Genomic DNA, 18,772 nt, shown 5'->3' on the forward strand with positions numbered 1-18,772 from the left:
ACCACGACCGATAGCCTGGCGAGGTGACAGGCTCGGAAGTACCCCCTTCGTTCCGGCTCGCCTATGTTCCGGGAGTGACGCCCACGAAGTGGGTGCGGATCTGGAACGAGCGGCTGCCCGACATCCCCCTCACGCTCGTCGCGGTCTCCACCGACGAGGCGTTCGACGTGCTGCGGGGCCGCGGCGCCGACGCCGGATTCGTCCGGCTGCCGGTCGACCGTGAGGACCTCAGCGCGATCCCCCTCTACACCGAGACGACGGTGGTCGTGGTCCCCAAGGACCACATCGTGGCGGCGGTCGACGAGGTGACCTCCGAGGATCTCGCCGACGAGATCGTGCTGCACCCGCTCGACGACACGCTCGACTGGGAGCGTCCGCCGGGGCAGCCCGCGTTCGAGCGCCCCGCCACCACGGCGGACGCCGTCGAACTCGTGGCGGCGGGCATCGGGCTCCTCGTCGTCCCCCAGTCCCTCGCCCGCCTGCACCACCGCAAGGACCTCACCTACCGGCCGGTCACGGACGCCCCGGAGTCACGCGTCGCGCTGTCCTGGCCACAGGACGCGACCACCGACCTGGTCGAGGACTTCATCGGGATCGTCCGCGGCCGGACCGTCAACAGCTCACGGGGACGGGCCCAGGCCCCGGCGGCGCCCTCGGCCCCGGCGAAGGCCAAGCGTCCCGAGACGGGCGGCGCACGGCGCAAGCCCGCCGCGGGCAAGTCGTCCGGCAAGTCGGCGACCGGCCGCAACCCCCGCGGCGGCGGTTCCGCAGGCGCCAAGGGCGGCGCCAAGCGGGGCAAGCCCCGCCGCCGCTCCTGACCCGGGCCGAAACGCGGCCGGCCCCTCTCCAGGATTGCCCGGCAGACGAAGCTTGACCTGGAGCACACTCCAGGTTCTACGGTTTCTCCATGACCAGCGAACAGCCCCTCCCGCAGGAGCCGACGCTCACGATCGCCCAGGTCGTCGAGCGCACCGGACTCTCGCACGACACGCTGCGGTACTACGAGAAGGCCGGCCTGATCCAACGGGTCGGCCGGACCACCGGGAACCAGCGGCGCTACGAGGCGGCCGACCTGGCCTGGCTGGAGTTCCTCATCCGGCTGCGCGAGACGGGCATGTCGATCGCGGACATGCAGCGGTTCGCGGAGTTGCGGGCGCGCGGCGACATCACGGTCGCCGACCGGCTCGGGATGCTCCGGGAGCACCGCGCCGACCTCGCGGACCGCATCCGCGCGCTGCGCCGCAACGCGGCCGCCCTCGACGACAAGATCGACCACTACGAACGGCTGCTCGACCAGCCGGGATCGGACGACCTCTCATGACTGTCACGGACACCGCCACCACGCGCGAGGAGCGCTTCGCGCGCGGCCTTGAGGTCCTCAAGCGCGTCGACGGCGAGGCCGGAGAGCGCGTCGTCGACGCGCTCGGCGACATCAATCCCGAACTCGGCCACCAGATCGTCTCCTGGGCCTTCGGCGACATCTACGACCGGCCCGGACTGGCCCCGCGCGACCGCCAGTTGGTGACGCTGGGCATGCTCACCGCGCTCGGCGGCTGTGAGACACAGTTGGAGGTGCACGTCAACGCGGCCCTGAACGTGGGTCTTTCCCCGGACGAGATCGTGGAGTCGCTGCTGCACTCGGCCGTCTACTGCGGCATACCGAAGGCGATGAACGCGAGCCTGGTCGCGAAGAAGGTCTTCGCCGAGCGTGGGCTGCTGCCCGCCGGACAGCAGCCCACGCCTCCGGCTACCGCTGTCTGATCCGCAGGAAGGTCACCGAGTTCGCCGGGAAGGTGTAGGTGAACTTGTCGGCGACGCCGTCGAAGGTGGACTTCACGGGGGCGACCGCGGTCACCGTCTGCGAGTTCACCGCGTCCAGCGCGGCCTGGAGGGTGGTGACGGCGGCCTTGCGGCCCGCCTTCGCCCCGCCCAGGTCGATCGCGGTACGGGCGTCCGCCGCCTGCGCGTTGACGACCTTGACGATCAGATCGCCGGTCCGCGCGTCCCGCGTGACGACCTGACGGAACGGCTCCGCGGGCTTGTCGTCCTTGAAGCTCCCCCACTCCTGGCCGTCCAGGTAGAGGGTCACCTGCCGGCCGCGGACCTTGATGTCGACGTCGTACGCCTTGCCCGTCTCGATCGTGCCGGGCTTGGAGATCAGGGTCGACTTGCCGCCGTCCACGGCCTGTTCGACCGCGGAGGTGGTGTTGTTCCAGCCGCCGAGGTTCCACCAGTAGTAGTTGCCGGTGTCCTTGACGCCGAAGGCGACGAGGAAGCCCTCCTTGCCCGACTTCTTGGTGGCCTTCACGTGCAGGTCGTAGTCGTGCCAGGCCGGGTCGCCCGCCGACACCATGGTGTTCTCGGCGCCCACGTCGGTCTGCACGTACTGGCCGTCCTGCAGGCTCCAGCTCCCGCCGCCCGTGTGGGTCCACCGGGAGGCGTCACCGCTGAAGTCGTCGCTGAGCAGCGTGGTGCCGTCGGCGCCGGTCACCTTCACATCGTCGTACGCCGCCGTGGTCGCCCAGGTCGACAGGCCGACGGCACCGGAGATGGGCGCGCTCAGCGAGGGCGTGGTGGTGGCCGTCGACGGCACGACCCGGTCGCCGACGTTGTTCATGAACAGCTTCTGCACCTCATAGTCGGCCGAGCCCCACGAGGCGTGGTTGTTGAACCAGATCATGTCGGGCCGCCACTGCACGTAGTCCTCGTTGGCGAGCAGCGGGGCGTACGAGGCGAGCTTGACGACGTCCGCGTTGCGCTCCAGACCGGTCATGTACGCGGCCTCGGCGAGGGCGTTCTTGAAGGTGTTGCCACCGGAGGCGTACTCGCCCAGGAAGACCTTGGGGCCGTTCCTGTCGTAGGAGTCGTAGCGGTCGTTGTTCTGCAGGAACCACTGGGGGCTGTTGTAGTAGTGCTCGTCGACCATGTCGACGTTCGCTTCCTTGTTGAGCTTCCAGGCGGTGTCGAAGGTGGTGCCGGAGTCGTCGGGTCCGGCGTTCGAGATCACCTTGATGTTCGGGTACTTGGCCTGGACGGCGGCGCGGAACTGCTTGAAGCGGGCGAAGAACTCGTCGGGGAGGTTCTCCTCGTTGCCGACTTCGAGGTGGGTGAGGTGGAAGGGCTTCGGGTGGCCCATCGCCGCCCGCTTCCTGCCCCATTCGCTGGTCACCGGCCCGTTGGCGAACTCGATGAGATCGAGGGTGTCCTGGATGTGGCGCTTGAGGAGCGCGTCGTCGTCGGTGGCCCTGTTCTGGCCGCAGCCGGTGACGAGCGCGGGCACCACGGGCAGCGGCATCGCGCCGATGTCCTCGGCGAACTGGAAGTACTCGTAGTAGCCGAGCCCGTAACTCTGGTTGTAGCCCCAGAAGTTGGAGTTGGTGGCGCGCTGCTCGACCGGGCCGATGGTGTCCTTCCACTGGTACGAGCGCTGGCGCTGGTAGCCCGAGGCCTCGTCGTAGCCCTGCATGCTGCCGGTGTTGACCAGGCAGCCGCCGGGGAAGCGCACGAAGCCGGGGTGCAGGGCGGCGATCTTCTCGGCGAGATCCTTGCGCAGGCCGTGGCCCTTGTACGTGTCCCGGGGGATCAGCGAGATCATGTCGAGCGCGACGGGAGCGTCGGCGGCGACGGTGAGGCGCCCGGTGGTGCTGTCGCGGGTGGCGGTGAACCTGGCCCGGTACTTGGCCCAGCCGCCGCGCGCGGCGACCTGCCGGGCCTCGGCGAGCGCGCCGTCCGCGTCGTGCAGGGTCACGGCGAGCGGCGTCCTCGCGTCCGCGCGGGCCCAGACCGAGAAGTCGTACGTCTTGCCGCTCTCGACCCTGATCCCGGTGTTGTAACCGGAGTTGGTGACGGACGAGCCCGCGCCCAGGGCGAGGTAGGTGCGGTTGCGGGCGTTCAGCCGCCCGTCGTCGTCCACGGTCGTCGCGGTGCCCGTGGTGGCCCAGGAGGTGAGCGGCGTATAGGACCTGTTGTCGGCGGTGCTGTACTCGAACGACCGGTTCTGTACGAGCTCCGCGTACAGTCCGCCGTCCGCGGCGCGGTTGATGTCCTCGAAGAAGACGCCGTACATGGAGTCGTCGATCTTCGCGCCCGAGCCCTTCGGGTCGACGGTGATCGCGTAGTCGGTGACGTCGGCGGCGGCATGGGCGGGCCCGGGAACGACGGCTGAGGCCACCAGGAGTGCGGTGGCCGTGAGTCCGAGTCTCCAACGGGTGCGGGTGCGTGACATGGATGCTCCGCGGCTCTGTGGTGTTGAGTTGTTCGAGGTCTTGATTTGTTCGAAATTCCGGACAACGATCAATACTTCGAACGGCAAGATAGGGAGGGGGCCTGAGCGCGTCAATGGGTCGCGCAGCATCGCATGGGACGGAGAGCGGAACGGTATGGGCGAGTTCTGGCCAGTGACGGACGTGCTCGCCCACCTGGGCGGGAGCTGGCGGGTGGAGCGCTCGGTGCGGGATCTCGCGAGCGGTGCGGAGGGGCGGTTCACGGGGACGACGGTTTTCGGCCCGCTGGAGGACCCGCTGGAGGGACCGGGAGCTCGGCACGGACTTCTGCACCAGGAATCCGGCACGTTCGTCTGGCAGGGCACGCCCCGGCCCGCCGAACGGACGCTGCGGTTCCTCCCGGGGCCGGGCCCGGCGACAGCCCTCGTCCAGTTCTCCGACGGCCGCCCCTTCCACGACCTGGACCTGAGCACCGGCCGGTACGTCGCCGACCACCCGTGCGCGGCGGACCTCTACCGGGGCGAGTTCACGGTGCGGGACGAGAACCACTGGCGCACGGTGTGGCGGGTGGGCGGCCCCGCCAAGGACCTGGTCCTCATGACGGATTACACACGGCTGGCCTAGGCGTGCTGCGGCACGCCTTCCAGGCGCAGGTTCCAGCGGCCGTTGACGCCGGTGAGGGTGATCGTCGACAGGGGGCGGACGTCGATGTTCCAGTACGTCGACGGCTGGGCCTTGAGCGCGTAGACGAGCGCGGCCCGCACCACCGAGGGTTCGGCCACCGCGACGATCCGGCTGCCGTCGTCCGCCGGGCGGGTGTCGAGCCAGCCGCCGACGCGGGAGATGAAGGACGTCAGGGACTCGCCGCCGTGCGGGACTGAGCGCGGATCGGCGAGCCAGGCGTCGACCGCAGACGGCTCGCGGGCCATCGCCTCCCCCAGCGTGAAGCCGCGCCAGCGGCCCATGTCGCAGTCGCGCAGCGCGGGCTGCGCCAGCGGCGCGTACCCGAGGGCGTCGCCGGTGGCGCGGCTGCGCGGGGTCGGCGAGCAGTAGCGCAGCTCGGCCGCCGCCAGTGGCACCAGTTCCGGGGCGGCACGCTGCACTTCGTCCCAGCCGGCCTGGTCCAGCGGCCGGTCGTCCTCGAAGCGTTCGGCCAGCAGCGAGGTGCTGCGAGCGGCGGCGACGAAAGTGACCCGAAGATGCATGCGGCGATCGTGGAGCGCGGGACTCCGCAGGTCAAGAGGCGTTACGCAAGGTATACGCAGGCTTGGCGGAGTGTGCGTGCCGAAGCGGACCCATCGCAGGGGCGGGACCGGGCCCCCGGGGGATCCCCCAGGGGGCCGCTGGCGGTCATCCGGCGGAGGTGTCGAGGCCGGGGTCGGGGATCCAGGAGCTGGGAGGCGTCCTGCTTGAGGTCGAAGACGACGGTGAGCAGGTAGCCGTCGTCCTCGCGGGTGCGGTAGGCGTACGCCTGGGTGCCGGCGCATCCGCGCCGGTGCCAGTCACCGCAGTACCCCGTCGCACGCCGCCCTGAGCCGTCGTACCCCCTCCGTGATCTCCCCCGTCCCCCCGACCGCCGCGAAACTCAGCCGGAGGTGCCCCGCAGGGGGCTCCGCGCTGAAGTAGGGGCGGCCGGGCGCGACGGCCACGCCCTCACGGAGGGCCGCGGAGACCAGGGCGGACTCGTCGGTGCCGTCGGGCAGGCGGAGCCACAGGTGGTAGCCGCCGGAGGGGATGTGGGGCAGGGCGAGTTCGGGGAGCGTCAGCCGGAGCGCGGTCGTCATCGTGTCGCGGCGGTTCCTCAACTCGGCGGACACGGCCCGCAGATGACGGGGCCAGGCGGGCGAGCCGACCAGTTCGAGCGCGGCCTCCTGAAGGGGACGCGGCACGAAGAAGGTGTCCACGACCTGGATGGCACGCAGTCGGTCGAGGACCGGACCCCGCGCGGCCAGCGCACTGACCCGGAAGCTCGGCGAGGTCGCCTTGGTCAGGGAGGAGACGTGCACGACGACCCCGTCAGGGTCCTCCGCGGCCAGCGGACGCGGCAGCGGCCCCGCGTCCTCGTGCACCAGTCGTCGTACGAAGTCGTCCTCGATGACGAACGCGCCCGCCTCGCGCGCGATCCGCACCACCTCGGCGCGCCGCTCGGGGGCGAGCACGGCGCCGGTCGGGTTCTGGAACAGCGGCTGGCAGACGAACACCCGGGCGCCGGTCGCCCTGAAGGCGTCGGCGAGCAGGTCCGGTTTCACCCCGTCCGCGTCGACCGGCACGGGTACCGGCCGCAGGCCCGCCGCACGGGCGATCGCCAGCATGCCCGGGTAGGTGGGCGACTCGACCAGGACCGGTGCCCCCGGCGGGGCGAGCGCCCTGAGCGCGGTGGTCAGCGCGGACTGGCCGCCCGCCGTGACGAGCACCTCCGCGGCGCTGATCGCACCGCCGATCCCCCGCGCGAACCACTCACGCAGCTCCGTCAGCCCCTCCATCGGCGGCCGCGACCAGGCGCCGGGACGCCGGCCCGCCCGCGACAGGGCCGCCCCCATGGCCCGCTCGGGCTGGAGCGAGGGGTGCAGATAGCCGCCGTTGAACTCGACGACGCCGGGCGGCGGGGCGGCGAGCGAGGCGAGGACCCCGGAGGCGTCCACCGTGCGCGGGACGAGCTCCGTCGCCGCGTCCGCGCTCAGCGTGACCTCCTGCCAGGAGGTGTCCCCGGCGGGCGCGGCGGACGTACGCGGGTACGCGCGGAACGCGCCGGCGCCCGGCCGGGTCACCACCAGCCCCTCGGCGGCGAGCTGAGCCAGTGCCCGCGACACCGTCACGGGGCTCACCCGGAACCGCTCGACGAGTGCCCGGCTCGATGGCAGCTTTCCACCGGGTGAGTAGCGGTTCAGCTCCCGTCGCAGCTGAATCACCAGATCCCCGACACTGCTACGCTCTTGCATGAGAGCACAGAGTAGCGCTATCGACCAGATCGGGATAGCGGTCAGCACGCCCAGGACACCCGTTCAGGGGCCCCCGGCGGACCGCCGTTCCGGCACCCTCCAGGCCGCGCTCGGCGTCACCGCCTTCTCCCTCACCTTCCCCGCCACCGCCTGGGGCCTGGAGGGCTTCGGCCCCTGGTCGCTGGTGGCCGTGCGCAGCGTCCTCGCCGCCGTCATCGCGGGCGGCTGTCTGCTGGCGCTGCGGGTGCCCGTACCGGCCCGCCGGCACTGGGCGGGGCTCGCCGTGGTGGCCGCCGGTGTCGTGCTCGGCTTCCCCCTGCTGACGACGCTCGCGCTGCAGACGTCCACCACCGCCCACGCGGCCGTGGTCGTCGGGCTGCTGCCGCTGACGACCGCGCTGCTGTCGGCTCTGCGGACCGGCGCGCGGCCCTCACGGATGTTCTGGGGTGCCGCCCTCGGGGGCGCGGCCGCGGTGATCGCGTTCACCGTGCAGCAGAGCGGTGGGGCGCTGAGCAGCGCGGACGCCTATCTCTTCGGGGCGCTGCTGATCTGCGCCGCCGGCTACACGGAGGGCGGCCGGCTCGCCCGGACCATGCCGGGGTGGCAGGTCATCGGCTGGGCGCTGGTCCTGTGTCTGCCGCTGTCGGTGCCCGGCGCGCTGGTCGCGCTGTCGTACGAGCCGGTCCACCTGTCGGCGCACAGCGTGGCGGGGCTGCTGTGGGTGGCCGCCGGATCGCAGTTCCTGGGGCTGGTCGTCTGGTACCGCGGGATGGCGGCGATCGGAATTCCCAAGGCCAGCCAGTTGCAGCTGGCGCAGCCGCTGCTCACACTGGTGTGGTCGGTACTGCTCCTCGGCGAGCAGCTCACACCGGCCGCGCCGCTGACGGCCGCGGCCGTGCTGATCTGCATCGCGCTCACCCAGCGAGCGCGGGGCTGAGCCCCAGGACCGTTACTCCCGCAGATGACGAGGAGACCCTTCAGATGCATGCAGACGTGGGCGACAAGCTCGTGCAGCACGGCAGGGTTGTCGGACAGCACGACAAGGTCGCGGAGATCACCGAAGTAATAGGAACGGAGGGCACGCCCCCGTACCGCGTGCGCTTCACGGACGGGCACGAGGCGGTCTGCTCACCGGGCCCCGACTCGGAAATCCGTCACAAGGAACCGCTGTAGACATTCGGGCACGAGGACCCGTTGTAGACATGCGGGCACGAGAACCCGCCGTAGACATACGGGCAGGGATTCAGCGCGCGGGTCGCGCCGGCCGCTGGTAGTGGTCGGCGACGACCCGCGCCATCGCTCCGACGCGGTCGCCGCCGACCTCCTTGGCGGAGAAGAAGACGTGTCCGCGCACTTGAGTGTGTCCGCGCGCGAAGGTGAGGTGCCGGGAGAGTTCGGCCGGGTCCTGCCAGGCCGCGGGCTGCGCGGGGTCACCGGCCTTGTAGAGCGCTTCCCCGATGTACAGCTGCACGCCCGTGCCCTGGGTCACCGCCGCCCACCAGGGCACGAGCCGCGCGTAGTCGGCGGCGGCGAAGCCGAGGTTCCAGTAGACCTGCGGGACGACGTAGTCGATCCACCGCTCGCGGACCCATTTCCTGGTGTCGGCGTACAGATCGTCGTACGTCTGCACGGCGGCTCGGGTCTCCGAGCCCCGCGGGTCGGTCGCGCTGTTGCGCCACACCCCGAACGGGCTGATCCCGAAGCGGGTACCGGGCCGGATCAGCGGGATGCGGCCGGCCGTCTCCCGCACCAGTCTGTCGATGTTGTCGCGCCGCCAGGCGGCCCGGTCCGCGAAGCCCGTGCCGTGCGCCCGGTACGCGGCGTCGTCGTCGAAGACCTGGCCCTCGGCCGGGTAAGGATAGAAGTAGTCGTCCCAGTGCACGGCGTCGATCGCGTACGACCGCACCGCGTCGAGCATCGCGTCCTGGACGAAGGCGCGGACCTCGGGCAGCCCGGGGTTGTAGTAGAGCCTGCCGCCATAGGGGACGACCCAGTCGGGGTGCTTGCGGGCCGGGTGGGTCGCCACGAGTCTGCCGGGGTCGGAGTGGTTCGCGACGCGGTACGGGTTGAACCAGGCGTGCAGTTCGAGGCCGCGCGCGTGGGCCTCCCGCACCGCCGTGCCGAGCGGGTCCCAGCCGGGGTCCCTGCCCTGGACGCCGGTGAGGTACTGCGACCACGGCTCGTACGACGAGGGCCAGAACGCGTCGGCCGTGGGGCGGACCTGGAAGAACACGGCGTTCAGGCGGCGGTCGACCGCCCTGTCGAGGTGGGCGAGGAGTTCGGCGCGTTGCCGGGCGACGGACAGGCCGGCCCGCGAGGGCCAGTCGCGGTTGATGACGGTCGACAGCCACATGCCCCGCAGCTCGGAGGCCGTCCGTGGCCGACCGGGCCCCCGGGTTCCCCCGGAACGGGGTACGGCAGCCGAGTCCCCCGCCGAGCCGAGACCCGGGTCCCCCGTCGTGACGCGACCTGGCTCCCCCTCTGTGACGAGACCCGGCTCCCCCGTCGTGACGAGACCGGTCAGCGTCGCCATCGCCCCGACGGTGAACGCCCGCCGTGACCCCCGCCCCGTTCCCGCCGTCCGCCCCACCGCACCCCGCTCCTCCACGCTCCGGATCCGTCCGGTCACGGATCGTTTCCTCGGCCAGCATGCCCCACCCGGGCGATCGATCATCGATACTTCGGAGTAACGTGCACGGGACGTGCACGATCGGAGCAGGCACCGAACAACGGGGGCCCTGCGACAGCCGTAGATCAGCGAAGGGGACGATGTGACCGACATCGAACGCGTCGGAGTGGTGGGCTGCGGCCAGATGGGAGCGGGCATCGCCGAGGTCTGCGCTCGCGCGGGTCTCGACGTCAAGGTCGCCGAGACCACCGGTGAGGCCCTGGAGATCGGCCGTACCCGGCTGTTCAACTCCCTCGCCAAGGCCGCCGAGCGCGGAAAGATCTCCGCGGACGAGCTCACCGCCACCCAGGAGCGGCTCAGCTTCACCACCGACCTCGGCGAGTTCGCCGACCGCGATCTGGTGATCGAGGCGGTCGTCGAGAACGAGCAGGTGAAGACCGAGATCTTCCAGGTGCTCGACCAGGTGGTGACCCGGCAGGACGCGATCCTCGCCTCCAACACCTCCTCCATCCCGCTGGTGCGCCTCGCGGTCGCCACCTCGCGCCCCGACCAGGTCGTCGGCATCCACTTCTTCAACCCGGCCCCGGTGCAGCAGCTCGTCGAGCTGATCCCGGCGCTCACCACCTCCGAGGGCACCCTCAGCCGGGCTCAGCTGTTCGCCGAGAAGGCCCTCGGCAAGCACGCGATCCGCGCCCAGGACCGCTCCGGGTTCGTCGTCAACGCGCTGCTGATCCCGTATCTGCTCTCCGCGATCCGGATGTTCGAGTCGGGCATCGCCAGCCGCGAGGACATCGACAACGGCATGGAGATGGGGTGCGCCCACCCGATGGGCCCGCTCAAGCTCTCCGACCTGATCGGCCTGGACACGGTGGCCTCGGTCGCCTATTCGATGTACGAGGAGTACAAGGAGCCGCTGTACGCCGCTCCCCCGCTGCTCCAGCGCATGGTGGACGCGGGCCGGCTCGGCCGGAAGTCCGGCTCGGGCTTCTACACCTACGCCTGATCACGTACGGTCGCGCCCTTTCGCACCGTCACCTGATCACGTACGGTGAAACTCAGGCGCACGCGGGCCCGGCACCCCTTTCGGTGCCGGGCCCGCGCCATTCACACACCGTGTGCGCGCCGGGCTCGCATATGCCCCTCGCACACGCTCCCCACGCGTCCACCAGGCGAGTTGACTTTCCGTGCGCATCCAAGGGATGTGACGACTACGGAAAGGAGCGGACACGTGACCGCCGACCCGGAGCATCCCGTGGTCCATGGAGAACTCGCAGAGTTACGCCGTCGCCTCGACGTGGCATACGCACGCGTCGAGGGAGGGCATGCCCTGCTCAGTCACCGCGCCGAACAGACCGCCAAGGAGCTCGACGACCTGAGCGCACGGGTCGTCGCCCTGGAACACACCCGCTGGCCACTGCCCGCGATCGCGGCCCTCACGGCCGTGGGCGCACTCGCCGTGGCGGTCTGGCAGGCTCTCGGGCGCTAACGCTCAGGACGCCGTGGGGGGATGGATCGGGGCAACGCGTCCTGCCCGAGCCTGAGGTGATGCAGGAGGAGTAGCGCGGCAGCCATATTGGCGGCCGGGACCTCGCCGCGGGCGACCATGTCGGGAACGAGCTTGAGGGGAACCCATTCCCGACGGTCGGACTCGAAGTCGTCCACGGGGTGTCCGATGTACGCGCCTTCGTCGGCCCAGAAGATGTGGTGCCGGGCGTCGGTGAGCCCGTTGGAGGGCTCGACGCTCATCAGATGGCGCAGGGGTCCCGGTCGCCAGCCGGTCTCCTCCTCGAGTTCGCGGGCCGCCGCGACGGCGATGTCCTCGCCGTCCTCGACGACGCCCGCCGCGAGTTCCCAGCCCCAGCTGTCGGTGATGAAGCGGTGCCGCCACAGGAGCAGCACCTCATTGGCCTCGTTCACCACCGTGGCCACGGCCACGGGACGCAGCCGTATCAAAAAGTGATCGAGGTGCCGACCGTCCGGCAGCTCGACATCTGCGAGATTGACGCTGAACCAGCGGTTTGCGTACACAGTTTGTTCGTTCTGTTTCGTCCACTGCACGGTTCTGCCACCTTCCGCCGAGTAGATGGCAATATCGCAGCAGGAGCGTCCTGACAGCAGGCGCACAGCAGCGCACAGTGCACGGTGCGGCGGCGGGACTCGGTGGTCTACAGCGGTACGCGCAGTGCTCCGTCGATGAGTTCGGCGGCCTCGGCCGTGCCCGCACAGCCGCTGCGCACCAGGTGTTCGCGTACCGCGCGCAGTCTGTCGCGCAGCCGCTGGGACTCCATTCCCCGGGCCTGCTCGGCCATTTGGACGGCGGTGGCCACCGCCTTGTCGGCATTCCCCTGCCGCAGCTCGATCTGACTGAGCATCGCGAGACGGTGCACGCGCCCCCTGTCGTGCGCCGGAGTGTCCACGGCCGCCTCGGCGTGCGCCGCGGCGGCCACCAGGTCACCGAGGCTCAGCAGTGCCTCCGCCACCTGTACGTTGACGAGACCGGGCTGGACATAGCCGGTCTCGTCCGGTTCGTAACCGCGCCGGATGCGCTCGGCGGCCTGTTCTGCACGCCGGATGCAGGACAGCGCGCTGCTGCCGTCGCCGAGGTGTGCGTACGCCTTCGCCTGCATGGCGTAGAGGTCCGAGGCGAGCGCCGGGGTGATGTGCCGCCCGGCGGCGCGCAGCGCGGCCTCCGCGAAGGCGACGGCCTGCCGGTGCTCGCGCATGAACAGCGACTGGTTGACGAGGAGGGCTATGACGTACGCCCCAAGACCCCGGTCCCCGCTGGCCTTCGCCAGCCGCAGCGCCTGGTGGAAGTAGCGCTGGGCGAGCCCGTGCGCGTCGGAGTCGTAGGCGCAGATCCCCGCGATGGCGACGAGGCCGCCCGTCGCACGGTGGAGTTGGCGGCCGGTGGCGTCGGGATAGCTGCCGCGCAGCAGGGGCGCGGTCTCCGCGTTGAGGAAACCGACGATCCGGCTGCGGGTCGCCACCCCGCCCGCCTTGCGGTACATCTGCTCGTAGTGGGCGCGGGCCGCGCGCAGCATCTCGATGTCGGCCATGCTCACGTGGTGGCGGCCGCCGCGTGAGACGTCCACGTCCTCGGGCGGGTTCTCCCACTCCCACACCGGCATCACGGCGGGCGTTCCGGTGACGGCCGGGGCGCCGAGGAGGTGCGGGCGCTGCTGTTCGTCGGAGCGCCACAGGGCGGTGGCGCGCTCCACGAAACCGGAGAGCGAGGAGCCGTGCGGGGCGGACGGCTCGCCGGGCACGCCGAGGCCGATGTCGTCCAGGGTGACGGGCCGGTGCAGGCGCGCCGCGAGCACCTCGCAGATCAGGTCGGGCACCTGGCCGCGCGGGCGTTGCCCCTTCAACCACCGCGCCACGGCCGTGTGTTCGTATCTGAGCGCGAGGCCGCGTGCCCTCCCCGCCTGGTTGACATGCGCGGCGAGTCCGGCGTGCGAGATGCCGGCCTCGTCGAGTATCGCGTCGAGCAGAGTGTTGGGCTGCATTCGGGCCCCCGGGTGGCTCGGTGGCGACAGTGCGGTCAGAGTAATCCGTCCCCTGTGCTTGTGGGTCCCCGTTCACACGGGGTGTGAATCGAATGCCCGTATCCGTACCGTGTGCACGCTGTCGCGCAGAGTTCCTTACCGGTTGACTGAAATGCCTCGCAAGAGGCCGGCCGGGCCGCCGGCTCCCCCTCGTACAGTGCGGCGGCTCGGCCCCCCAGTTGCGCGGGGTCGCCGCGGGAGCCGGCGTTCACCTGATGTGGCGGGCAACGGTGCGGCCCTGCTGTGTCGGGACTCGGCTGCGGTCGTTGCGGAGGATCAGTACGGCCACGTCGTCCGACGGTCTGCCACCGGTGTGGCGCAACAGGCGGGTGAAGACCGCCCTGAGAACGGTCTGCGGGGAGACGGGCTGGGTACGGACGGCCTCGGCGAGCGTGGCGGGCAAGGGGAAGAAGCGGCCGTGGGCGTCGCGGGCGTCCTCCACTCCGTCGGTGTGCAGGAACAGGGCCTCGCCGGGGAGGAGTCGGCCGCACCGGCCGGCCGTCAGCTCGGCGGGGAGCGGGAACGGGCCGAGCGGGGGCAGTGGTTCGGTGCCCGTGAGTGGTTCCACCTGACCGGCGGCGAGCCGGTACGGCGACGGGTGCCCGCAGTTGAGGGCGTAGACCTCGCCGTCACCGCGGATCTCCAGAAGAAGTACGGTGACGAACTCCTCGGCGACCGGGCTGTCGGGTTCCGGGCCCGCCGAGGGGTGTTCGGCGCGCGCCCGCTCGCGCAGATGCCGGGCCAGGGCGCGTTCCAACCGCCGGAGCACACAGGCGAGTTCGGGTTCGTCGTGCGCGGCCTCGCGGAAGCTGCCGAGGACGGCGGCGACGGTTCCGATGGCGCCGAGGCCGTGTCCGCGCACGTCGCCCATGACGACCCGTACACCGTGCTCGGTGGCGATCACCTCGTACAGGTCACCGCCGATGTTCGCGCCACGGTCGGCGGAGAGCTGGGCCGCGGCGATGTTGAGGCCGTCGATGCGCGGAGGCAGCGGTCGCAGCAGCACGCTCTGGGCGGCGCCCGCGACCTTGCGGATCTGCCTCAGCTCCCGCAGCAGCGCCCGTCTGACGTGGAGGAGCAGCCCGGTGCCGACGGCGAAGAAGACGGCGCTGGTGACGATCCGCGCCTCGATGCCGTCCCGCTGGGCGAGTGGGCAGGTCATTCTGTATGTGACGGCGAGCGCGCCCCAGGCGGTGGGCAGCCCCAGGCTCAGCACCCGCCGCAGGGTCCGCCGCTCGGCCCGGCGCACCGTGCGGTCGAGGCCGTCCGGCGGACCGCCGACGTGGATCGTCCCGGCCGGTCGCACGCGCGGTCCGCCCCGGCTCACCGCCCGGACGATCCCGGCCCGCAGACCGCTCCCCCGGGGTCGCGCCCGGAGGCCCACTCGGGCCGGCCCCCGCGAATTCGTCCGGGACGTCGCCCTGCGGGGAGCCCCAGCCTTGATACGGATCATGCCGATTGGCCCCCCAATAGGCCCTGACAGCGCAGACGACCTTCAAGAGGCCGGTCCGATTCTGTCGACCACATGCCCCGATCGGGCCAGATCGCCCCGACTTGCCACCCGAATGAGTGACACAGCTTCGGACAACCGCATTTATGCAGGTGGGCCAGGGGAAGCGCGCCCCGAAGGGGCCCGGGGAACTGCGCGCCCAGCCACGCCATACGCGCGGCCGAAGGGCAACCCGCAGTTCCCCGGCACTGCCGACGGAGCTAGCTCCGCAACACCGCTCCGGTGCGCTCGGCGGCGAGCGCCACGGCCACGTCACGCGCCGCGGAGGCCTCGTCGACGGTCAGCGTCCGGTCGCCGGCGCGGAACCGCAGCGCGTAGGCCAGGGACTTCTTGCCCTCGCCGAGCTGCTCACCGTTCTCGTAGACGTCGAACAGCCTGATGGACTCGAGGAGTTCACCCGCGCCCTCGCGCAGCGCCGCCTCGACGTCCACGTGCGGGACGGTCTTGTCGACGACCAGCGCCACGTCCTGGGTGGCGACCGGGAAGGTCGAGATCTTCGGGCCCTTGGGGAGGCCCGCGCTCGCCTGCTCCAGCGCGTCCAGGTCCAGCTCCATCGCACAGGTGCGCGCGGGCAGACCCAGGGTCTTCAGGACGCCGGGGTGCAGCTCACCGGCGTGTCCGATGACCTTCTCCTGGCCGTCGGCGACGACGGCCAGTTCGGCGCAGCGGCCCGGGTGCCACGGCCCGTACTGGCCGGAGCGGACGAGGAGTTCGGTCCCCGCCTCGCGGGCCAGCGAGCGCGCGGCCTCGATCGCGTCGGCCCAGTCGGCCGGGCGGCCCTTGCCCCACCAGCCGGCCTGCTCGCGGGCGCCCGCGACGACGACGGCGGCGTGCCGGGGCTGGACGGGGAGCGCGGCCGTGAGGGACGCGATCTCCTCGTCGGTGGGACGGCGGTCGACGGGCAGGCGGCCCGCGACGCGCAGTTCGTCCTGCGGCTGGAAGACGAGCCCGGTCTCGAAGAGCGCCAGGTCGTGGCTGCCGCGGCCGTCGTTGCGGCGCAGGGCGTGCAGCAGGCCCGGCAGCAGCGTCGTACGGAGTGCGGGCTCCTCGTCGGAGAGCGGGTTGACCAGCTTGACGACCTTGCGCTTCGGGTCGTCGGCGGCCAGGCCGAGCTGGTCGAAGACGTGCTCGCCGATGAACGGGTAGTTCAGCGCCTCGACGTATCCGGCGCCGGCCAGCGCGCGGCCGATCCGGCGCTGCAGCCGCTGCCGGCCGGTCAGGCCCAGGCCCGCGGGGGGCTTCGGCAGGGTCGAGGGCAGGTTCTCATAGCCCTCGAGCCGGATGACCTCTTCGGCCAGGTCGTTCGGGTCCGTCAGGTCGGGCCGCCAGGACGGCACGGTGACGATCAGCTCGTCCTGCCCGTAGACGTCACAGCCGACCTGCTGGAGGCGGCGGACGACGGTCTCGCGGCCGTAGTCGACGCCTGCCACCTTGTCCGGGTGGTTCGCCGGGATGGTGATGCTGTGCGGCGCGGAGGGTGCGATGACCTCGGTGACCCCGGCGTCGGCGGTGCCGCCGGCGAGGAGGACGAGGAGGTCGACCGTGCGCTGCGCGGCGGCGGAGGCGGCCTGCGGGTCGACGCCGCGCTCGAAGCGCTTGGACGCCTCGGAGGCCAGCTTGTGACGGCGGGCGGTGCGGGCGATCGAGAGCGCGTCGAAGTGCGCGGCCTCGATGACGACCTCGGTGGTGGTGCCCTCGGTGTCGTCGATCTCCGTGTTCGCGCCACCCATGACGCCCGCGAGACCGATGGGGCCGCGGTCGTCGGTGATGACCAGGTCCTCGGCGTCCAGCGTACGCGTGACGCCGTCGAGGGTGGTGAGCTTCTCGCCCTGCTCGGCCCGGCGCACACCGATCGCGCCCTGGACGCGGGTGCGGTCGTACGCGTGCAGGGGCTGGCCGAGCTCCAGCATCACGTAGTTGGTGATGTCGACGGCGAGCGAGATCGGGCGCATGCCCGCCTTCTGGAGGCGGCGGCGCAGCCAGATCGGCGAGAGGGTCTCGGGTTCGAGGCCCGTCACCGTCCGCGCGGTGAAGCGGTCGCAGCCCATCGGGTCGGAGACCCGCACCGGGTAGCCGAACGCGTTCGGGGCCGGTACGTCGAGCAGCGCGGGGTCCATCAGCGGCAGGCCGTAGGCGATGGCGGCCTCGCGGGCCACCCCACGCATCGACAGGGCGTAGCCGCGGTCGGGCGTGACGGCGATGTCGAGGACCTCGTCGACGAGCTGGAGCAGCTCGATCGCGTCGGTGCCCACCTCGATCTCCGGCGGCAGGACGATGATGCCGCCGCTGCCGTCGTCGCCCATGCCCAGCTCGTCGCCGGAGCAGATCATGCCGTGCGAGGTCTTGCCGTACGTCTGGCGCGCGGCGATCGCGAAGTTGCCGGGCAGCACGGCGCCGGGCAGGACCACGACGACCTTGTCACCGACGGCGAAGTTGCGGGCGCCGCAGACGATCTCCTGGAGCTCACCGGTGCCGTTGGCGGTGCCGACGTCGACGAGGCAGAAGCGGATGGGCTTCTTGAAGCCCTCCAGCTCCTCGATGGACTGCACCTGGCCGACGACCAGGGGACCCTTGAGGTCGGCGCCGAGCTGCTCGACGGTCTCGACCTCGAGGCCTGCCGAAATGAGTTTGGCCTGGACGTCGCGGCCGGTCTCCGTCGCCGGCAGGTCGACGTACTCCCGCAGCCAAGAAAGCGGGACCCGCATCAGATCTCCATCCCGAACGGCCGGGTGAACCGGACGTCACCCTCGACCATGTCTCGCATGTCTTCGACGTTGTGGCGGAACATCAGCATCCGCTCGATGCCGAACCCGAAGGCGAATCCGCTGTACTTCTGCGGGTCGACACCACAGGCGACCAGCACCCGCGGGTTGACCATGCCGCAGCCGCCCAGCTCGATCCAGCCCTCGGAGGAGCAGGTCCGGCAGGGGCGGTCGGGGTTGCCGACGGACTCGCCCTTGCAGACGTAGCAGAGCATGTCCATCTCGGCGGACGGCTCGGTGAAGGGGAAGTAGTTCGGGCGCAGCCGGGTCTTCATGTCGGCGCCGAAGAGCGACTGGACCATGTGGTCCAGGGTGCCCTTGAGGTCGGCCATGGTCAGGCCCTCGTCGATGGCGAGGAGCTCGATCTGGTGGAAGACCGGGGTGTGCGTGGCGTCCAGCTCGTCCGTGCGGAACACGCGGCCGGGACAGACGACGTAGACCGGCGGCTCGCGGTCCAGCATGGCGCGGGCCTGCACGGGCGAGGTGTGGGTGCGCAGCACGACACCGGACTCACCGTGGTCGCCCGTCGGGCCCTCGACGAAGAAGGTGTCCTGCATCTGCCGGGCCGGGTGGTCGGGCGTGAAGTTCAGGGCGTCGAAGTTGAACCACTCCGCCTCGACCTCGGGGCCCTCGGCGATCTCGTATCCCATGGACACGAAGACGTCCGCGACGCGCTCCATCATGGTCGTCAGCGGGTGGCGGGCGCCGGCGGGTACGCGGTCGTACGGCAGCGTGACGTCCACCGCCTCCTCGACCAGTACCCGGGCGTCGCGCTCGGCCTCCAGCTCGGCCTGACGGGCGCCGAGGGCCTTGTTCACCGCGCCCCGGGCCTGGCCGACCAGCTTGCCCGCGGCTGCCTTGGCATGCGGGGGCAGGGCGCCGATCTCGCGGTTGGCGAGGGCCAGCGGCGAGGTGCCGCCGGTGTGGGCGACCTTGGCCTCCTGGAGCGCGTCGAGGTCACCGGCGGCGGCGAAGGCGGCGAGCGCCTCGTCCCGCATGCGCTCGATCTCTTCCGGTTTCAAGGCCTCGACCTCTACAGGGTCGTACGACTTATTCGGTGCCGACATCTCTTCCCGTGCTTCCGGTTGGCTGGCGGATGGTCCCCGTCCCGACTCGGGGGACGCATGGTCCCTGAAACGGGGACGCAAAGGTGCCAAAGGCCGA

Annotated in this window: 17 protein-coding genes; 8 read left to right on the plus strand and 9 right to left on the minus strand. The window is 71.3% G+C overall.

Annotated features, from left to right (window positions below):
• Window positions 1-23 precede the first annotated feature (23 nt).
• From ACZ69M_RS19460 to ACZ69M_RS19470, 3 genes are all read left to right on the plus strand, one after another.
• Window positions 24-818, plus strand: a complete 795-nt coding sequence (locus ACZ69M_RS19460) for a LysR family substrate-binding domain-containing protein (protein ID WP_470051312.1) — start codon at window positions 24-26, stop codon at window positions 816-818.
• Window positions 819-907: 89 nt separating this feature from the next.
• A complete protein-coding gene (locus ACZ69M_RS19465; protein WP_470051313.1) occupies window positions 908-1,321 on the plus strand; it encodes a MerR family transcriptional regulator in 414 nt (137 codons plus the stop codon).
• Window positions 1,318-1,761: a carboxymuconolactone decarboxylase family protein gene (locus tag ACZ69M_RS19470; protein WP_470051315.1), complete on the plus strand. Its 444-nt coding sequence runs from the start codon at window positions 1,318-1,320 to the stop codon at window positions 1,759-1,761. Before ACZ69M_RS19465 ends, ACZ69M_RS19470 begins: the two co-directional genes overlap by 4 nt.
• Here the strand turns inward: ACZ69M_RS19470 and ACZ69M_RS19475 are convergent.
• On the minus strand, window positions 1,748-4,225 hold the full coding sequence (locus ACZ69M_RS19475) for an alpha-L-arabinofuranosidase C-terminal domain-containing protein (protein ID WP_470051317.1): 2,478 nt from the start codon (window positions 4,223-4,225) through the stop codon (window positions 1,748-1,750). The two genes, ACZ69M_RS19470 and ACZ69M_RS19475, sit on opposite strands and share 14 nt — an antisense overlap.
• Window positions 4,226-4,379: 154 nt before the next feature.
• On the opposite strand from ACZ69M_RS19475, the gene ACZ69M_RS19480 reads away from it, so the two are divergent.
• Window positions 4,380-4,847 carry a DUF6314 family protein gene (locus ACZ69M_RS19480; protein WP_470051319.1) on the plus strand — a complete coding sequence of 156 codons (468 nt, stop codon included), beginning with the start codon at window positions 4,380-4,382 and terminating at the stop codon, window positions 4,845-4,847.
• Here the strand turns inward: ACZ69M_RS19480 and ACZ69M_RS19485 are convergent.
• Window positions 4,844-5,428: a histidine phosphatase family protein gene (locus ACZ69M_RS19485; RefSeq protein ID WP_470051321.1), complete on the minus strand. Its 585-nt coding sequence runs from the start codon at window positions 5,426-5,428 to the stop codon at window positions 4,844-4,846. The genes ACZ69M_RS19480 and ACZ69M_RS19485 overlap by 4 nt on opposite strands.
• A gap of 297 nt (window positions 5,429-5,725) precedes the next feature.
• Window positions 5,726-7,162, minus strand: coding sequence for an aminotransferase-like domain-containing protein (locus ACZ69M_RS19490; protein WP_470051323.1), 1,437 nt, complete (start codon window positions 7,160-7,162; stop codon window positions 5,726-5,728).
• Between ACZ69M_RS19490 and ACZ69M_RS19495 the strand changes: the two genes are divergently transcribed.
• Complete coding sequence (locus tag ACZ69M_RS19495; protein ID WP_470051325.1) at window positions 7,161-8,099, plus strand: DMT family transporter; 939 nt, start codon at window positions 7,161-7,163, stop codon at window positions 8,097-8,099. The two genes, ACZ69M_RS19490 and ACZ69M_RS19495, sit on opposite strands and share 2 nt — an antisense overlap.
• Before the next feature lie 44 nt (window positions 8,100-8,143).
• Window positions 8,144-8,335: a DUF1918 domain-containing protein gene (locus ACZ69M_RS19500; RefSeq protein WP_099940446.1), complete on the plus strand. Its 192-nt coding sequence runs from the start codon at window positions 8,144-8,146 to the stop codon at window positions 8,333-8,335.
• Window positions 8,336-8,405: 70 nt separating this feature from the next.
• Here the strand turns inward: ACZ69M_RS19500 and ACZ69M_RS19505 are convergent, their stop codons facing one another.
• A complete protein-coding gene (locus ACZ69M_RS19505) occupies window positions 8,406-9,695 on the minus strand; it encodes a glycoside hydrolase family 10-like protein (RefSeq protein ID WP_470051704.1) in 1,290 nt (429 codons plus the stop codon).
• Window positions 9,696-9,933: 238 nt separating this feature from the next.
• Here ACZ69M_RS19505 and ACZ69M_RS19510 point away from each other — a divergent pair, with 238 nt between their 5' ends.
• Both ACZ69M_RS19510 and ACZ69M_RS19515 read left to right on the plus strand, forming a co-directional pair.
• The gene (locus ACZ69M_RS19510) at window positions 9,934-10,794 is read left to right on the plus strand and encodes a 3-hydroxybutyryl-CoA dehydrogenase (RefSeq protein WP_382165191.1); all 861 of its coding nucleotides are present in this window, start codon (window positions 9,934-9,936) and stop codon (window positions 10,792-10,794) included.
• 225 nt (window positions 10,795-11,019) lie between these two features.
• Window positions 11,020-11,277: a hypothetical protein gene (locus ACZ69M_RS19515; RefSeq protein WP_054236124.1), complete on the plus strand. Its 258-nt coding sequence runs from the start codon at window positions 11,020-11,022 to the stop codon at window positions 11,275-11,277.
• Here the strand turns inward: ACZ69M_RS19515 and ACZ69M_RS19520 are convergent.
• The 5 genes from ACZ69M_RS19520 to pheS all read right to left on the minus strand — a co-directional run bounded on the left by ACZ69M_RS19520 (window position 11,274) and on the right by pheS (window position 18,675).
• Window positions 11,274-11,849, minus strand: coding sequence for an NUDIX hydrolase (locus ACZ69M_RS19520; protein WP_067365642.1), 576 nt, complete (start codon window positions 11,847-11,849; stop codon window positions 11,274-11,276). The two genes, ACZ69M_RS19515 and ACZ69M_RS19520, sit on opposite strands and share 4 nt — an antisense overlap.
• 107 nt (window positions 11,850-11,956) lie before the next feature.
• Window positions 11,957-13,297 (minus strand): transcriptional regulator, encoded by a 1,341-nt coding sequence (locus ACZ69M_RS19525; RefSeq protein ID WP_470051328.1) that lies wholly within the window; start codon window positions 13,295-13,297, stop codon window positions 11,957-11,959.
• Between the two features lie 247 nt (window positions 13,298-13,544).
• Complete coding sequence (locus tag ACZ69M_RS19530) at window positions 13,545-14,498, minus strand: PP2C family protein-serine/threonine phosphatase (RefSeq protein WP_470051706.1); 954 nt, start codon at window positions 14,496-14,498, stop codon at window positions 13,545-13,547.
• A 548-nt stretch (window positions 14,499-15,046) separates the two neighbouring features.
• On the minus strand, window positions 15,047-17,551 hold the full coding sequence (gene pheT / locus ACZ69M_RS19535; protein WP_470051330.1) for a phenylalanine--tRNA ligase subunit beta: 2,505 nt from the start codon (window positions 17,549-17,551) through the stop codon (window positions 15,047-15,049).
• On the minus strand, window positions 17,551-18,675 hold the full coding sequence (pheS, locus tag ACZ69M_RS19540; RefSeq protein WP_470051332.1) for a phenylalanine--tRNA ligase subunit alpha: 1,125 nt from the start codon (window positions 18,673-18,675) through the stop codon (window positions 17,551-17,553). The genes pheT and pheS overlap by 1 nt, the downstream gene beginning before the upstream one ends.
• Between the last annotated feature and the right edge of the window lie 97 nt (window positions 18,676-18,772).

This window comes from Streptomyces sp. NPDC107454 (assembly GCF_055582885.1).

Bases quoted from the DNA above. Each gene is read 5' to 3' on its own strand.
- ACZ69M_RS19465 (WP_470051313.1), top strand. From the start codon at position 908: ATGACCAGCGAACAGCCCCTCCCGCAGGAGCCGACGCTCACGATCGCC.
- ACZ69M_RS19470 (WP_470051315.1), top strand. From the start codon at position 1,318: ATGACTGTCACGGACACCGCCACCACGCGCGAGGAGCGCTTCGCGCGC.
- ACZ69M_RS19475 (WP_470051317.1), bottom strand. From the start codon at position 4,225: ATGTCACGCACCCGCACCCGTTGGAGACTCGGACTCACGGCCACCGCA.
- ACZ69M_RS19480 (WP_470051319.1), top strand. From the start codon at position 4,380: ATGGGCGAGTTCTGGCCAGTGACGGACGTGCTCGCCCACCTGGGCGGG.
- ACZ69M_RS19485 (WP_470051321.1), bottom strand. From the start codon at position 5,428: ATGCATCTTCGGGTCACTTTCGTCGCCGCCGCTCGCAGCACCTCGCTG.
- ACZ69M_RS19495 (WP_470051325.1), top strand. From the start codon at position 7,161: ATGAGAGCACAGAGTAGCGCTATCGACCAGATCGGGATAGCGGTCAGC.
- ACZ69M_RS19490 (WP_470051323.1), bottom strand. From the start codon at position 7,162: ATGCAAGAGCGTAGCAGTGTCGGGGATCTGGTGATTCAGCTGCGACGG.
- ACZ69M_RS19500 (WP_099940446.1), top strand. From the start codon at position 8,144: ATGCATGCAGACGTGGGCGACAAGCTCGTGCAGCACGGCAGGGTTGTC.
- ACZ69M_RS19505 (WP_470051704.1), bottom strand. From the start codon at position 9,695: ATGGCGACGCTGACCGGTCTCGTCACGACGGGGGAGCCGGGTCTCGTC.
- ACZ69M_RS19525 (WP_470051328.1), bottom strand. From the start codon at position 13,297: ATGCAGCCCAACACTCTGCTCGACGCGATACTCGACGAGGCCGGCATC.
- ACZ69M_RS19530 (WP_470051706.1), bottom strand. From the start codon at position 14,498: ATGACCTGCCCACTCGCCCAGCGGGACGGCATCGAGGCGCGGATCGTC.
- pheT (WP_470051330.1), bottom strand. From the start codon at position 17,551: ATGCGGGTCCCGCTTTCTTGGCTGCGGGAGTACGTCGACCTGCCGGCG.
- pheS (WP_470051332.1), bottom strand. From the start codon at position 18,675: ATGTCGGCACCGAATAAGTCGTACGACCCTGTAGAGGTCGAGGCCTTG.